The 13,904-nt window shown below is 61.5% G+C and carries 12 protein-coding genes; 2 read left to right on the top strand and 10 right to left on the bottom strand.

What is annotated here, in order from left to right; all coding sequences use genetic code 11:
• Window position 1: 1 nt before the first annotated feature.
• From ABK249_RS19085 to ABK249_RS19060, 6 genes are all read right to left on the bottom strand, one after another.
• On the bottom strand, window positions 2-1,102 hold the full coding sequence (locus ABK249_RS19085) for a BMP family ABC transporter substrate-binding protein (protein ID WP_037152027.1): 1,101 nt from the start codon (window positions 1,100-1,102) through the stop codon (window positions 2-4).
• A 20-nt stretch (window positions 1,103-1,122) separates the two neighbouring features.
• Window positions 1,123-2,502 carry an amidohydrolase gene (locus tag ABK249_RS19080; protein ID WP_037152028.1) on the bottom strand — a complete coding sequence of 460 codons (1,380 nt, stop codon included), beginning with the start codon at window positions 2,500-2,502 and terminating at the stop codon, window positions 1,123-1,125.
• 1 nt (window position 2,503) lies between these two features.
• The gene (locus ABK249_RS19075) at window positions 2,504-3,163 is read right to left on the bottom strand and encodes a glutathione S-transferase family protein (protein ID WP_037152030.1); all 660 of its coding nucleotides are present in this window, start codon (window positions 3,161-3,163) and stop codon (window positions 2,504-2,506) included.
• The gene (locus ABK249_RS19070; RefSeq protein WP_037152032.1) at window positions 3,160-4,005 is read right to left on the bottom strand and encodes an aromatic ring-hydroxylating oxygenase subunit alpha; all 846 of its coding nucleotides are present in this window, start codon (window positions 4,003-4,005) and stop codon (window positions 3,160-3,162) included. Before ABK249_RS19070 ends, ABK249_RS19075 begins: the two co-directional genes overlap by 4 nt.
• A complete protein-coding gene (locus ABK249_RS19065; RefSeq protein WP_037152034.1) occupies window positions 4,002-4,655 on the bottom strand; it encodes a Rieske (2Fe-2S) protein in 654 nt (217 codons plus the stop codon). The genes ABK249_RS19070 and ABK249_RS19065 overlap by 4 nt, the downstream gene beginning before the upstream one ends.
• 167 nt (window positions 4,656-4,822) lie before the next feature.
• Window positions 4,823-5,083, bottom strand: coding sequence for an acylphosphatase (locus ABK249_RS19060; RefSeq protein WP_348863662.1), 261 nt, complete (start codon window positions 5,081-5,083; stop codon window positions 4,823-4,825).
• A gap of 440 nt (window positions 5,084-5,523) precedes the next feature.
• Between ABK249_RS19060 and ABK249_RS19055 the strand changes: the two genes are divergently transcribed.
• Window positions 5,524-7,608, top strand: a complete 2,085-nt coding sequence (locus ABK249_RS19055; RefSeq protein WP_348863661.1) for a TonB-dependent siderophore receptor — start codon at window positions 5,524-5,526, stop codon at window positions 7,606-7,608.
• A gap of 4 nt (window positions 7,609-7,612) precedes the next feature.
• Complete coding sequence (gene fhuF / locus ABK249_RS19050; RefSeq protein ID WP_052182883.1) at window positions 7,613-8,419, top strand: siderophore-iron reductase FhuF; 807 nt, start codon at window positions 7,613-7,615, stop codon at window positions 8,417-8,419.
• Between the two features lie 25 nt (window positions 8,420-8,444).
• Here the strand turns inward: fhuF and fhuB are convergent, their stop codons facing one another.
• The 4 genes from fhuB to ABK249_RS19030 form a co-directional block, all read right to left on the bottom strand.
• A complete protein-coding gene (gene fhuB, locus ABK249_RS19045) occupies window positions 8,445-10,430 on the bottom strand; it encodes a Fe(3+)-hydroxamate ABC transporter permease FhuB (protein ID WP_348863660.1) in 1,986 nt (661 codons plus the stop codon).
• Complete coding sequence (locus tag ABK249_RS19040; RefSeq protein ID WP_348863658.1) at window positions 10,427-11,347, bottom strand: ABC transporter substrate-binding protein; 921 nt, start codon at window positions 11,345-11,347, stop codon at window positions 10,427-10,429. Before ABK249_RS19040 ends, fhuB begins: the two co-directional genes overlap by 4 nt.
• On the bottom strand, window positions 11,337-12,152 hold the full coding sequence (locus tag ABK249_RS19035) for an ATP-binding cassette domain-containing protein (RefSeq protein ID WP_415926453.1): 816 nt from the start codon (window positions 12,150-12,152) through the stop codon (window positions 11,337-11,339). Before ABK249_RS19035 ends, ABK249_RS19040 begins: the two co-directional genes overlap by 11 nt.
• Window positions 12,153-12,271: 119 nt before the next feature.
• Window positions 12,272-13,903 carry an FGGY-family carbohydrate kinase gene (locus ABK249_RS19030; RefSeq protein WP_348863657.1) on the bottom strand — a complete coding sequence of 544 codons (1,632 nt, stop codon included), beginning with the start codon at window positions 13,901-13,903 and terminating at the stop codon, window positions 12,272-12,274.
• Window position 13,904: the final 1 nt, after the last annotated feature.

The raw sequence follows: 13,904 nt of genomic DNA, 5'->3' as shown, positions 1-13,904 counted from the left end.
CTTACTTCGGCAGCGGCGTGGTCACGCCCTTGACGTGCCAGTTCATGGCGACGATCTCGGCATCGGCCATGGTCTTGCCGGAAGCGACGCTCTCGCTGCCGTCGGCCTTGGTGATCGGCCCGGTGAAGGGCGAGAAGCTGCCGTCAGCGATCTTGGCTCCGACCTCCTCGATCCTGGCCATCGTGTCTGCCGGAATGTCGGCATTCCAGTCGACCACTTCCACGACCTTGTCGGCGACGCCCAGAAAGGCGTTTGCGCCCTTGAATGTGCCGGCGAGATGGGCGTCCACAGAGGCTTTGAAGAAGGGGGACCAATCGGTTGCCACACAGCCCAGATAGGTTTTCAGCGCGTATTTCTTCATCGACGAGTTGAGGTTGAAAGCGTAGACGCCGGCTTCCTCGCAGGCTGCGATGACGGACGGGGTATCCTGTGCATTGGAGAAAATCACATCGCATTTCTGGGCGATGAGAGCTTTTGCGGCCTCCTGTTCCTTGGCGGGATCGAACCAGGAATTCACCCAGACGACCGAAACTTCGATATCGGGTTTGACGGCCTGAGCGCCAAGCGTGAAGGCATTGATGGAGGTGATCAGTTCGGGAATCGCGAAGGCGGAGACGGAGCCGAGCTTGCCGGTCTTGGAAAGGGCGGCGGCTGCCATGCCGAGCAGATAAGTGCCCTGGAAGTATTTTGCGGCAAAAGGCGAAAAATTGGGGGCGACCTGAAACCCGGAAGCATGCAGTACAGTGACGCCCGGATTCCGGCGGGCAATCTGCAGCGCCCCGTTCTGGTAGCCGAAGGAGCCGGCGATCAGGAACTTGTTCCCGTCGGCGACCGTCTTGTTCATGATGCGGTCGGCATCCGGGCCTTCGGGAATGTTTTCGATGACGGTGACCTTCACCTTGTCGCCATAGGCAGCTTTGATCGGATCGAGACCGGCGGCGAGCGCATGAGCCCAGCCGACATCGCCGACCGGCGAGGGGACGACGAGAGCGATACCGAGCGGTTCATCGGCCGCGACGGCAAGGCGGCTGCCGAGTGCGCCGGCAAGGCCCGTGGCGGCAAGGCCTTTCATCAACGTTCTGCGGGTCAGGTTGTCGAGCATAAAGGTTCCCTCTTTTGGTTTTAGAATTCCACGGCGGCGAGTGCCGCTTCGGCCTCGGCGAACAATTTCGCTTCGTCCAGTCCGATGAACTCGCCGTTCTGCCAGACGATCCGGCCATTGATCATGGTCATGTCTGTCGGCGTGCCGATGCCGACACGGGCGATCAGGCTCAAAGGGTCATGCCGGGTGCCGACATAGTCCATGCGGCGGGTGTCTATCGCAAACAGGTCGGCCGCCATGCCGGGCGCAAGCCGGCCGATGTCGCTTCGGCCAAGCAGACTCGCGCCGCCGGTCGTGGCATAATCGAGGAAATCGGCTGGAGGTGGTACCGGATGGACGCGGGTGGATGACGTTAGACACTGCAGCATATAGGAGGAGTGCAGGCAGTGCATGAGGTTCGAGTTGTCGTTGGAGGCAGCGCCATCGCAGCCAAGACCGAGGCGCAAGCCGAAGGCGGACATGGCGGGTATGTCGGTCACCTCGGCGCCGACCAGATAAACCGGTTCCGGGCAGTGCGAAACGCCGGTGCCGCTGACGGCCATATTCCTGAGTTCGTCGTGGGTCAGCTCCCAGCAATGGGCATAGAAAGCATCCGGGCCGGCAAAGCCGAGCTTCTCGAGATAATCGACGGTCCGCATACCGTGGCGTGCTTCGATGACCGGGCTTTCGCCCTCACCGACATGGGTATGCATCATGACGCGGCGATCTCGCGCCAGCGCGACGGACTCAACGAAGGTCTCCCTGTAGCAATTGACCGGCTGGCACGGCGCAACCACGACTTGGCGCATGCTGAATTCGCCGGCATCGTGATAGGTGTCGATCAGGCGTGCGCAATCGCCGATGAATTCGTCCGTCGTTTCCAGCATCTCGTCCGGAATGGTCGAGCCTTCCGATTTCGGCAGCGTATTGCCGCCGCGGCCGGCATGAAAGCGCATGCCGAGAAGATCGGCCGCCTCGAATTGACGGTCGATCAGCCGCTTTCCGGCGTGCCGGGGAAAATTGTACTGGTGGTCGAAGGCCGTGGTGCAGCCATGCTTGATCAGCTCGGCCATGGCCGTGAGCGAGGAGTGATAGAAGCAATCCTCGTTGAGCCGCGAGAAGATCGGATAGATGCGGTCCAGCCACTCGATGACCGAGAGTTTCGTCCAATCGAGGTCCGCGCGGTTGCGCACGAAGCATTGGAAAAAGTGATGGTGGGTGTTGATGAGGCCAGGATAGACGAACCAACCGGTGGCATCCTGTGTGATCGTGCCGTCGAGCAGGTCGCCTGCGCCAAGATTTTCGCCGATCGACTGGATCGCGGGGCCGCTCGTGAGAACGTCGACATTGCGATAGACGGTCGGACCCTTGCCCTCGTCGACGATGACCGCTGCGCAGTTCTTCAGGAGGTAACCTGCCATGTCACGCCTCGCTCCCTTCGACGTGGGGCTCGGGCTTCAACTCGTGGAGCCGGTGAATGCCCGGCATCTCAAGGAATTGATCGAGCGAGCGGATGGCACGGGACCAGAGCCGTATCGTGGGATATGGATCAAGCGAGACGCCTCCGTCGGGTGCGAGCGCCACATAGGGGAAACAGGCGATATCGGCGATCGTCGGCCGGTCGGCGGCGAGGAAGCGCATGCCGCGCAGGCTCTGTTCGAAGAGGCCGGCCTCCAGCTCACGCAGAGCGGCAACGCCTTGAGTTTGCAGCGCACGGATGTCGCCGGGGCGCAGCAGCATTTCATGAAGCCGCGCACCGCCGAGACTGGCGGTTAGTCGGCCCGAGAAGGACAGCCATTGCTGCACGCGCGCCGCTTCTTCTGGTTTGTTGCTGGCGAGCCATCCCGGGGCAGCCTTGGCGGCGAGATAGACGAGCATGGCAGAGGATTCAGTCAGGATCAGCTCGCCGTCCTCCAGGATCGGGATCGAGCCTGCCGGATTGAGCGCCAGGAGTTCGGGGCTGCGATGTTCGTTGCCGGGGTGGAAATCCACAGGGCGGATATCGAGCTTCACACCCATCAGCGATGCCATCAGGCGCACTTTGTAGCAGCTGGGTGAGAGGATGTAGTCATAGAGCTTCATTGCGCCACCAACTGTGCGCCATAGGTATAATTATGGCGTTTCAGCCAGCGCCGGTATGCAACCGAGGTGAGATCGGCACGGGTCGGGATCTCCATGCCCGGATCGAGCGGCAAGAGCCGAGGGATCTGGTTTTCCAGGATCGATCGGTCCTGAAGGAAGATCGTTTGCTGGAAATGGATAAGGTCAGTCATGGAGCTTTCTTCGTCGAAGAGCGCCATCCACGGCCAGACGTCGCATAGATCCTCGGCAAGCGGCTGCACGAAGAGGGTGATGACATCCCATTCTCCCGGGCGGGGCGGGCAGGTCTTGTAGAGGATCGAACAGGTCGGCGCCGGCACGCGGTACATATATTCCGTCGTGATGCCGCCGCTTGCCGATTTGGCCGCCTGGGGTTGGTAGAATTTCACCTGTGTCGCCCAGACTTCGTCTTCTTCCTCGCGAATCTCGACCTTGTAGTTCTGGACTTCCGTGTGGGGTTCGGCGCCCAGAATATCCGTATGCACGAAGGGAAAATGAGCGATGTCAAGGAAGTTTTCGACGGCGCGGAGCGGGGAGCAGCGCACACGCACCACGCCGACATCGACGAAGCGTCGCCCCGCCTGATCGGCCTCTGGAATGTCGAAGAGTTCCTTCTTCGGCTCTCCGAGAGATGCCCAGACATGGCCATAGCGTACGCGTACGGGTAATGTCCGCCCGTTTCCGCCCGTCACCCTGGCGCTGCCGTCGGCATCAAGCGCCACGTCGATCGGCTCGTCCATCAGCGCGGTCTTTCGCCCCTTTAGGTCGAGCTGGCTGAGAAGGCCGACCGGGTACCATTCGTCGATCATCGCTTTCACGGTCATTGCGTGATCTCCTTTTTCTGAAGACCCTCCGCCTTGCGGCGCAGGCTCTCTGCGGTACGCGAGGCGGCGGTGCATTCCGCCGGGCCGGCCTCGCCTTTGATCAGGACATGGGTCAGCGTCTCCTCGTCGTCCCGGGGAGAAAGCAGGAGACAGATGTTCCCGGCGTCTTCGCCCACCTCAAGAAGACCCTCAAGGTTAGCCTTTGCGCCGGCAGCAGCTTCAATGGCAGCGACACCCGCCAGTACGGTCAAGGAACGTAGGGGAACAAAATCAGTTAGCCGCGGCGGCTGGGAGAGAGGGTTGCCCACGGCAATCCAGATCAGCCCGTCGGATTCTTCAACCCGATGCGTTGTGACGCGGATTGTCTCCGGAGGCGCAAGCCGCGGATGGGCCGGAATGCGGAGACAGTTTCCGGCCTGGCCATAACTCCAGCCGTGATAGATGCAGGAAAGGGCTTCGCCGCGCACGAAACCGTGCGAGAGGCGCATTCCGCGATGGGGACAGCGGTCCGCCGAGGCTGCCGGGCGCCCGGATGCGCTGCGCCAGAGGGCAACTGATCCGGCAGGAATGCGCGCCGGCATGACGGTTCCCGCAGGCAGGTCACCGGAAAGAGCGACTGGCATCCAGGAGCCTGTCGTATCGGAGTGCATGGGTAGACTTTCTGAGCGTCATCAATAACTTGCAGGACGCACGCGAGGCATGTTCGTCCCTCGGCCCGCTGCCCGGCGACAGCACGTTTGCATAAATATTCCTCATTGGCAATGATGACCAAATAAAGTGCACGGCCGGGTGCGCAGGTTGCTCAAGGTACCCTGTTTCAGTCGTCGATGGGCCTGCGTTCGATCGTGTCGACCCAGACATCAATCGGGCCCAGCGAACATCCCATCTCCATCATGTCGATCAACTCTTCAGGTCCGGCGACCTCGAGTTCAATACGGTCCGGCCCGGTATGAGCTATGTCTTGCGAAAGCCCGAGTTTGGCTGCGTGGCGCCGGATCCAGGGCACGAAGGAGGAAGCATCCAGATTGCCGACGATTGTCATCCGTTCCCTGAGCCGGATCTGAGGTGGCTGCCGCATCGTTGAAATTCCCATTCCTTCGCATCAGTCGCCCGGTATGGCGCATGAGCGGCCGCCCGGAAGGATGACTGTAGCAGAAGTCTCGTGTCATGCGCATCTAGGTGCTGCAGCAGGGACGTGGATAGATGGCGATTGCTGATAAAGGTGCCGGAGCTTTTATCCCGCGCTCGACCTGATGCCTGCCAGGATTGCGCACACTTCCATGGTTCCGGTCCTTGGTGTTTTTTGTCGCATCTATTTCAGAATTTTAAGTTGACTATTTTTGTTATGTTTATATTTTCCGGCGGCGCAGCATCGCTTTCGGGGACGAATTGAAAGCAACGCATAGCGCGGAATTGAAATGACACGACAGGAGATGCTTTGCCATGGAGGCCATCCGGCAGGCGGGATCACGCACGTCCTTGAGGTGCGCAAGTCGGCGTATTGCCGTAAGGCGGCTGATGGCAAGCAGCGCCCTGGTATTGTTTTCTTCCTCGACGCTGACGACGACGATTTTTGCGCAAGAGATATCGACCGAACTGCCGACGATCGTTTTGACCGGCAAGACGAGCCGCGCGGTAGGCCCCGACAGGACGATCGTCGCGAAGGACACGGCCACCGGCACCAAAACCGATACGCCCATCATCGACATTCCGGCTTCCGTTTCGGTCGTCACCGAAAAGGAACTCGAAGAACGCCATGTGGACAACCTGCAGCAGGCCATCGCCTATACCGCCGGCGTTTTCTCCGATGAGTTCGGCAACGACGACCGCTACGACTATATTCGCATCCGCGGCTTCGATCAGACGGCGCTCGGCACCTATCGCGACGGGCTCGCCGCCCGCATTCCCGCCTGGTACACGGCAAGCCGGCTCGAACCCTATGGCCTGCAGCGTGTGGAGGTGCTGAAGGGCTCGACCTCGACCCTGTTCGGCCTCAACGCCCCCGGTGGCCTCGTCAACGCTATCACCAAGCGTCCATTGGACGAAAAGCACGGAGAAATCTACACCTCCTACGGTGATGGTACCAAGGAGATCGGCACGGATTTCGGCGGCCCGATCGATGCTGAAGGCGTATGGACCTATCGTTTGACCGCGCTTGGAAAGGACGGAAACAATGGTTGGGATTATTCCAACGACGACCGCTTCTATATCGCGCCGGCCTTGACCATCAAGCCGGAAGAAGGCACGTCGCTCACCATCCTTGCCGATTACTACAAGCGCGATGGCACGGGTGCCCGTGGCTTTCCCACCGGCGCCGATATCGACATCGATACCTTTCTCGGAGAGCCGGACTTCAATCGCTTCAACACGCGTCAGACCGATATCGGCTATCAGTTCGAGCATGAAATCACCGACGGCCTGACGTTCCGGTCCAACGCCCGCTACACGCATCTCAGCCTGGATTACGCGGAAGTCTACGGGGCTTCTCTCGACCCGACAGCCGACCGCGCTGCTTTCTCGGTGGACGGCTTGTCGAACCGTTACGCTTTCGACAACCAGCTTCAATACGATACAAGCTGGGACAATTTCGAATCGAAGACCCTGGTCGGCGTCGACTACACCAGCGACAACACGCGCGAGGACATCAAGTATGGCACTGCGGAACCGATCGATATCTACGACCCCGTCTATTGCGGGCTCTCGTGCATTGATCTCGATCCATATGTAAACTGGCGTGTCAAGCAGCAGGCGGTCGGCATCTATGCCCAGGAGCAACTGACTTTTGATGACCGCTGGGTCATTACGCTTGGTGGGCGCTGGGATCATGTGCATACCACGGCTGACTATGTCGACACCGGTACCAGGGACGACAATACAGCCAGCGCTTTCACCACCCGCGTCGGGCTCACCTATAAGTTCACGCCCAACCTTGCGGCCTATGCCAATTATTCGGAAAGCTTCCAGCCTTTGGTGACGCCGAGCGCGAACGGCTACGCGCTGAGTGGCTCTCTGAAGCCGCAGGAGGGTGAGCAGTATGAAATCGGCCTGAAATACCGTCCCGAAGACTTCGACGGCCTGTTCACGCTCGCGCTCTTCGACCTGACCCAGACGAATGTTCCGACCTATGTCAGCCCCTTGGTTCAGGAGCAGGTCGGCAAGATCGGTGTTCGCGGCATCGAGCTTGAAGGCAAGGCGGCGATCAACGACCGGCTGAACATGACGCTCGCCTATTCCTATTGGGACGCCGAGATTCGTGAGAACGCAGGTGCCAACGAGGGCAACCGACCGCAGCGCGTGCCCAAGCATCTCGCATCTGCCTGGCTTGACTACACCATTCCGGGGGACGGCCAGCGCGGTGACCTGACGATCGGCGGAGGCGTGCGTTACATCGGGGAGACCTATGGCGACGACGCCAACACGGTCAAGGTGCCGAGCTATACGGTCTTCGACGCCGCTGTAAGCTACAAGGTAACGGAGAACGTCAAGCTCTCGGTGAACGCGACCAATCTGTTCGACCGGAAATATGTGGCGAGCAGCTATTACGGGACCGAATATTACGGCGATCGTCGCAAGATCGTCGGAACGCTGAAATTCACATGGTGATCGCTTGATCTCTACCGCGTCCAGTCACGCCTCCCCGGAAAAGGGAGCGGAGCCGCCCGCATCAGACAATGCGGGCGGCTGTCGCGATCTCGGCGAGCTGTTGATACGGCGCGGCGGCGAGAAATACGCTTTCTGCAGGGGAAAGTTCGTCCTCGATGTGCCGGCCGGGTGCGAGACGGTGCCGTGTTCCGCGCTCTGCGAGGCCGATTGTTTCAACCGCATTGTCGATCGATACGGAGCTGCTTTCCCGAATGCGGACCGTCGCGCCGTCGTGTCGCTCTGGACGCTCTATTATTTCAGTACCCTGACCATCAACACCGCTCTCGCATGGCTGGAATTGCGGCGCCTCCTGCCGATCTCGCTTGATGAAACCTCGGTATGTCTCGATCGGGAAACAGGCGTGCCCATGGCCTTCCTTGTCCACAGTCTCGGCCAGCGGCGGGAACTCGGCATCCATGAAGCGATGCACCCCCTCCTGCGGCAGCATATCGAGCCTTTGGCCAGCGCGATCTCCGCCCACACGCGTATCAGCACCAAGCTGCTATGGGGAAATGCCGCCGGATATCTCGACTGGATCGTCGAGGAGGCGGGGCGCCAGAGCCGTCCGGCGCTGGCTGCGGAAGGAGCCCCCCTGTTTCAGGATGCGGTATTTCCCGACGGTGCGAAAAACCCTCTCTGCGGCACGCTCCGGGCCATGACCGACGAGAATGGCGTCGCGTTCAAGCGTCGCAAGGTGTGCTGCCTGCGTTACTGCCTGCCGGCGATCGGTGGTTGCGGCCAGACCTGCCCCCTGCCGGAAGGACGGCAGTAGGCGCGCTCTTGAGCGCTTCCGGTCTTCACTTCCGCCGCATTAAGAGCATCAGGAACGGTGCGCCGACGAGGGCCGACACCAGCCCCGCCGGAATCTGGTAGGGGAAGATGATCGTGCGGCCGAGCCAATCGGCGACGACCATCAGCCCGCCACCAAGCAGCGCCGCGCCAAGAATTTGCGGCCGTGCCCTCACGAGCCCGCATTCCCGCGCCAGATGCGGCCCCATCAGTCCTATGAAGCTCAACGGTCCCACGCAGAGCGTTGCCACCGCCGAGGCAAGCCCCGCAAGCGCGAAGAGAAACAGCCGTGAACGGGGGAGCGAAAGGCCCAGGCCGGCGGCGGGTGCAGGGCCGAGCGGTAGAATATCAAGCCAACGATGCACTGATGCCGCTGCTGTCACGAGCATGACGGCCGCCGCCGCAACCGCAAAGGCGGTGGACGTTTCCACGCCATAGGTGGAGCCGCTCATCCAGCGCAAGAGAAACATGGCCCGGGGATCGCCCGTCGAGGACAGGACGCCCACCACGGCATCGACCATCGCGCTGAGCGCTATGCCCGCAAGCAGCACCCGTTCAGGCAGAAGCCCGCCGCGCAAAGAAAATCCGACGACAAGCCCCAGCACCGCGAGCGCGCCAGCCGCCGCCGAAGTGATCTGCAGGCCAAATCCCGGCGCGGCAACGATGAAGATCGTCACCGTCACGCCGATCGTGGCGCCGGCGCCTATACCAAGCACTTCAGGGCTCGCCATCTCGTTTCCGGTCAGGCGTTGAAGGATCGTACCCGCTATTGCCAGCATGGCGCCCGCCGAAAGTGCCCCCAGAACCCGCGGAAACCGAAGGGGCAGAATGTCGATGTAAAGATCGGGGTGAAGAAGAGCCCAATCGCCGTCGGCCGTACGTCCCACAAGAAGCGCTGCAGCGACCAGCAGGGCAAGCCCTGCGATCGCCGCAAGTGTGAGGCCAGGGGATGCCTGGAGCCGCCTGCTGAATATCCTGCCTTGTTCAGGCATGACGCGGTGGCGCACTTTGAGCCGGTGCAGAAGCAGGAGGAGCAATGGAGAACCGAAAACCGCAGTCACCGCGCCGGTCGGGAGGAAGTCGGAAAATGCGCCGGCAAGATATTGGACGACGCCGTCGGCGAGCCACAGCAGCGCTGCCCCGATAAGAGCGGACCATAGGAGCACGGAACCGGCCCGGCGTGCGCCGGAAAGTCGCGCGATGATAGGCGCGACGAGGCCGATGAAGCCGATGACGCCGACGGCGCTCGTCACGAAGGCGGCGAGCGCGACAGCGACGACGATGGCAAGCAGCCGCAGTCGCGATGTGTCGACGCCGAGTGCGGTCGCACCCGCCTCCCCGAGCTCGACCAGCGCGAGCGGCCTGACGATCAGCCAGGCGAGAAGCCCGGCGATTGCCACCTTGGGCAACAGCGAAAGCGGGATGACCCAGCTTTGCTGTGAAAGCGAACCCGCGCCCCAGATGAAGAGGCTTGCCAGCCAACGGTCATTCAGCATGACAAGGACGGCCGAGAGCGCACCGCACCACAGACTGATGACCAGGCCCGACAGCACGAGCGAAAAGGGTGAGAAACCGCGTCTGGCTCCGAGCAGAAACACAAGTCCGGCCGCGATTGCGCTGCCGGCAAGCGCCACCAGATCCCGCCCGAAGCCCAGAAGATCCGGCACGTAAAGCGTCGCGAGCGCCAGCGAGAGGTTGGCCCCGGCCGAGACGCCGAGCGTCGTCGGTGAAGCCAGAGGATTGCGCAGCACCTGTTGGAACAGCGCGCCCGAAAGGCCAAGCGCCGCCCCCGCCAGAAGCGCCGTAGCCATCCGCGGCAGGGTCGAATACAGGAGCACGACTTGCCGGATATCGTAGCCGGGGGCCTGTTGGCCGATGGCAGCAAGTTCCGGCTCCAGCCGGAGGACGGCGAATGCGGCTGCAGCAAGGGCGATGATGATCGCGACGAGGAGCGGGCCGGCAAGGCGGCCGGGCGCGGCGGCATTCGCAGTCATGCCGTATTCTCCAGGTGTTCGGTCAGGAGACGCGCGAAACGCATTGCGTCGTTGACCATGCCGAACATCAGGGCACCGGGGATCACCGAGAAACGGCCTGGCTGCGATATTGGCAGCGCCTTCCAGAGCGGGCTTTCGGCAAGCTTCGGCAGGACGTCGCCCGGTACGGGCTCGAAGGCGATCAGACGAGCACGCGGGTCGGTGACGCGTGCCAGATCCTCGATGCCGATGGTTTCGAACCCCCAGTAGTTTCCCTGGCCCTTCCAGGCGTTCTTGACGCCGATACGGGAAAGCACATTGTCATAGAGGCCGGGGGTTGCGTAGACCCGCGCATGGCGGGCGTCCAGGAAACCCATGAGGACAACCGGCGGGGCGCCGATCAGCGCCAGCCTTTTCCGGCAATCGTCGAAGAAGATGTCCGCCCGCGCGAGAAAGGCATCGCCTTCCGCCACCCGGTCGACGGCCTGTGCCAGCGCACGCGTGGCCGCATAGGCTTTGGACAGAACGGCGCCGCCGCTGGCATCGTAAATTTCAAGGCGAAGTACCTTGCCCATGGTTTCTAGCCTTGGCTTCAATGCGTCGAGATAAGGAGTGGTCAGAATCAGATCGGGCTTGAGCATCGCCAGGACTTCGAAATTGATTTCCCAACCGTTGCCGAGATCGGCCACGCCCGCGGGGATTTCCGGTTCGATGACCCATTTGTCCCAATCGGCGAGGGAGACAATCGCAGTCGGTGTGATTCCGAGGTTCATCAGTGTGGATGCGAGGCCGTAATCCAGGCTTGCGACCTTTGGTAGGGGCGCCGGGGACGCGGCGCGGGCCGGGGCGGCAAGACCGAACGGCGCCAGTGCGGCCGCAGACAGAAGAGAGCGGCGGCTCAGGCCCTTGACCCGCATGTTTTCGGATTTAGCAGACATAAGCGAGCGGAATTCCGAGATGCGGATGCGGCATCACCTCCATCCTGACACCATATATGCGTTCCAGCACCTCGCATCGAAGGATGTCGGCGGCGCGGCCCTCCGCCACGACGGCGCCGGCTTTCAAGGCGTAAATGCGGTCGCAGAAGCGTGCCGCCATGTTGATGTCGTGCAGCACGATCACGACGCTCAACCCCTTTTCCCGGGAAAGGCGCTGGATGAGGCCGAGCAATTCGATCTGATGGGCGATGTCGAGGGCAGACGTCGGTTCGTCGAGCAGAAGGTATTCGGCATCCTGCGCCATCAGCATGGCGATCCAGGCGCGCTGACGTTCCCCGCCCGAAAGGGTCTCCATGAGCCGATCGGCAAAACTTTCGACATGGGTGAGCGCCAGCGCCTCTTCGACCTTTGCGCTGTCGCCTGCCGTGAAGCGGCCAAGCGCGCCGTGCCAAGGATAACGTCCGCATGCCACCAGTTCCCGGACCGTCATGCCAGGGGCCGCGGAAACCTCCTGCGGGAGATAGGCGACGGAGCGGGCGAAGGTGCGTTGGTCAAATTCGCTAAGTTTATGGCCTCCGAATCGGATCTCGCCCGACGACGGGATCATCTGACGGGCCAGCAGCTTGAGCAGCGTCGACTTTCCCGAGCCGTTGTGACCGACCAGGGCCGAGATCTCACCGGCGCCGAAAGCAATGTTCACGTTCTTGAGCAGATCGCGGTGTTCGACGGAAAAGGAGATCCCCGAGAGGCTGAATGCCTTGGCTGCCCCGCTCGTCTGCTCGACCTCTGCTTTCAAAGAATACACGACAGCGCCCCATGCCTTGGGAGAAGGGATAGGTGGGCCAATAAATTAACATGACACTTTTAGTCAATAATATTTTGCAAGATAATCGAATGAGCGAGCGGGCGAGCTCTCAGTCAGCGCTAGCTCTTCGGGATAACTGGTCGGATCTGTCTGCCGGCCGCTTGAAGAAGTCCAAAGGCCAGGTATCGATGAGTGTGCAATTCGCGGGTTGCGCCTCCTTGGGGGTCATATTGCTTCGACAGGCGCGACATCACTCCCATGGCCTCAGTCAGTGATTGATATCTGCCGGCAGCGACAGCCCCAAGCATTGCAGCCCCCAGCAGAACCGGCTCTTCGCTGTCAGCAATGGCCACAGGCAGATTGGTGGTGTCCGCCAGTACCTGTCGCACGAGATTGCTTTGGGCCGCGCCGCCGCTCGCAACGATCGTGTCGGGCACGATGCCGTTCTGGGACAGTTTTTCCAGGAGTTGCCGGAGACCATAGCCGATACCGCAAAGTCCTGCGACGTAGAGGGAAATCAGGCTGCGAATGTCGGCTTCCAGTCCCAGACCGGCAATGATCGCCCGCGCGTCGGGGTCAGCATGTGGCGACCGGTTACCCATGAACTCGGGCACGACGTGTATCGAGCCAGCAAGTTCCACGGAATGCGAAAGGTCCGGGCACAACCTCGTGACTTCTCGATCGAGCCAGGCAACCAGTGAAAGGCCGGCGGCCTCCGCCTTCACCCGCGCCTCCCCGGAGGCTGGATGCATTGTGGCAAGATGATCGAGGGCCGCGCCCGCTGCCGATTGGCCGCCTTCGGTCAGCCACAGCCCGGGGACCATTGACGAATGATAGGGACCCCAGACACCGTCGACGAATACCGGATCGTTGCTGGATACCATCGAGCATGCGGAGGTTCCGAAAATATAGGCCAGCCTGTTGCGAACATCTGTGCTGCCGCGCGCGTCCCTGCCGCCCAGCGTCCCGACGCCACCCGCATGTGCGTCGATGAGGCCTGCCCCGACAGGTATTCCTGCAGGCAGGCCAAGATCGACCGCTGCCTTTTCCGTCAGACCGTTTGCCAGGGGCGTTCCGGGATCGACGATATCTGTACCGATCCGCTTAAAGCCTTCATCTGTAAGCTCCTTAAGGCCGATGGCTTGAAAATACTGCGCATCCCATCGCTTCTCGTGCGCCAGATAAGTCCATTTGCAGGTGACCGTGCAGGCCGAGCGTGCAAGCGATCCCGTCGCGCGCCAGCTCAGATAGTCGGCGAGATCGAAAAAATGCCCTGCACCAGTGAACGAGCCGGGCAGGTTACGCTTCAGCCAGAGAAGCTTCGGTGTTTCCATTTCCGGCGAGATACGCCCGCCGACATACCGCAAAACCTCGTGTGCCCCGCTATTGATTTCCGAGGCTTCGCCAGCGGCGCGGTGATCCATCCAGACGATGACATTGCGTTGAGCATCACCCGACGGGCCGACCGCGACCGGTGCACCGTCAGGGGCTACGACAACCAGCGAGCAGGTTGCGTCGAAGCCGATTCCAGCAACGGCCGAGGGCGGGATTCCGGCCGCACTGACGGCTTCCCGAGCACTCTCACAGACCGCTTTCCATATCTGTTCGCTCGATTGTTCAACGATATTGCCGGCCTCATGCCAGATGGTGATCGGGCGCTTTGCCGACGCCTTCAGATTGCCATTCTCATCGAACAGGCCGGCGCGGGCGCTGCCTGTTCCCACATCGATGCCGACGAAAAACCGGGTCATG

Source organism: Neorhizobium phenanthreniclasticum, assembly GCF_040066075.1.
GTDB classification, from domain to species: Bacteria; Pseudomonadota; Alphaproteobacteria; order Rhizobiales; family Rhizobiaceae; genus Neorhizobium; species Neorhizobium petrolearium.
The sequence above is the reverse complement of the archived record's forward strand: the minus strand, read 5'-3'. Positions and strand labels throughout refer to the sequence as shown.

Coding starts and splice junctions, on each gene's coding strand:
- ABK249_RS19085 (WP_037152027.1), bottom strand. CDS start 1,102: ATGCTCGACAACCTGACCCGCAGAACGTTGATGAAAGGCCTTGCCGCC.
- ABK249_RS19080 (WP_037152028.1), bottom strand. CDS start 2,502: ATGGCAGGTTACCTCCTGAAGAACTGCGCAGCGGTCATCGTCGACGAG.
- ABK249_RS19075 (WP_037152030.1), bottom strand. CDS start 3,163: ATGAAGCTCTATGACTACATCCTCTCACCCAGCTGCTACAAAGTGCGC.
- ABK249_RS19070 (WP_037152032.1), bottom strand. CDS start 4,005: ATGACCGTGAAAGCGATGATCGACGAATGGTACCCGGTCGGCCTTCTC.
- ABK249_RS19065 (WP_037152034.1), bottom strand. CDS start 4,655: ATGCACTCCGATACGACAGGCTCCTGGATGCCAGTCGCTCTTTCCGGT.
- ABK249_RS19060 (WP_348863662.1), bottom strand. CDS start 5,083: ATGCGGCAGCCACCTCAGATCCGGCTCAGGGAACGGATGACAATCGTC.
- ABK249_RS19055 (WP_348863661.1), top strand. CDS start 5,524: ATGGCAAGCAGCGCCCTGGTATTGTTTTCTTCCTCGACGCTGACGACG.
- fhuB (WP_348863660.1), bottom strand. CDS start 10,430: ATGACTGCGAATGCCGCCGCGCCCGGCCGCCTTGCCGGCCCGCTCCTC.
- ABK249_RS19040 (WP_348863658.1), bottom strand. CDS start 11,347: ATGTCTGCTAAATCCGAAAACATGCGGGTCAAGGGCCTGAGCCGCCGC.
- ABK249_RS19030 (WP_348863657.1), bottom strand. CDS start 13,903: ATGACCCGGTTTTTCGTCGGCATCGATGTGGGAACAGGCAGCGCCCGC.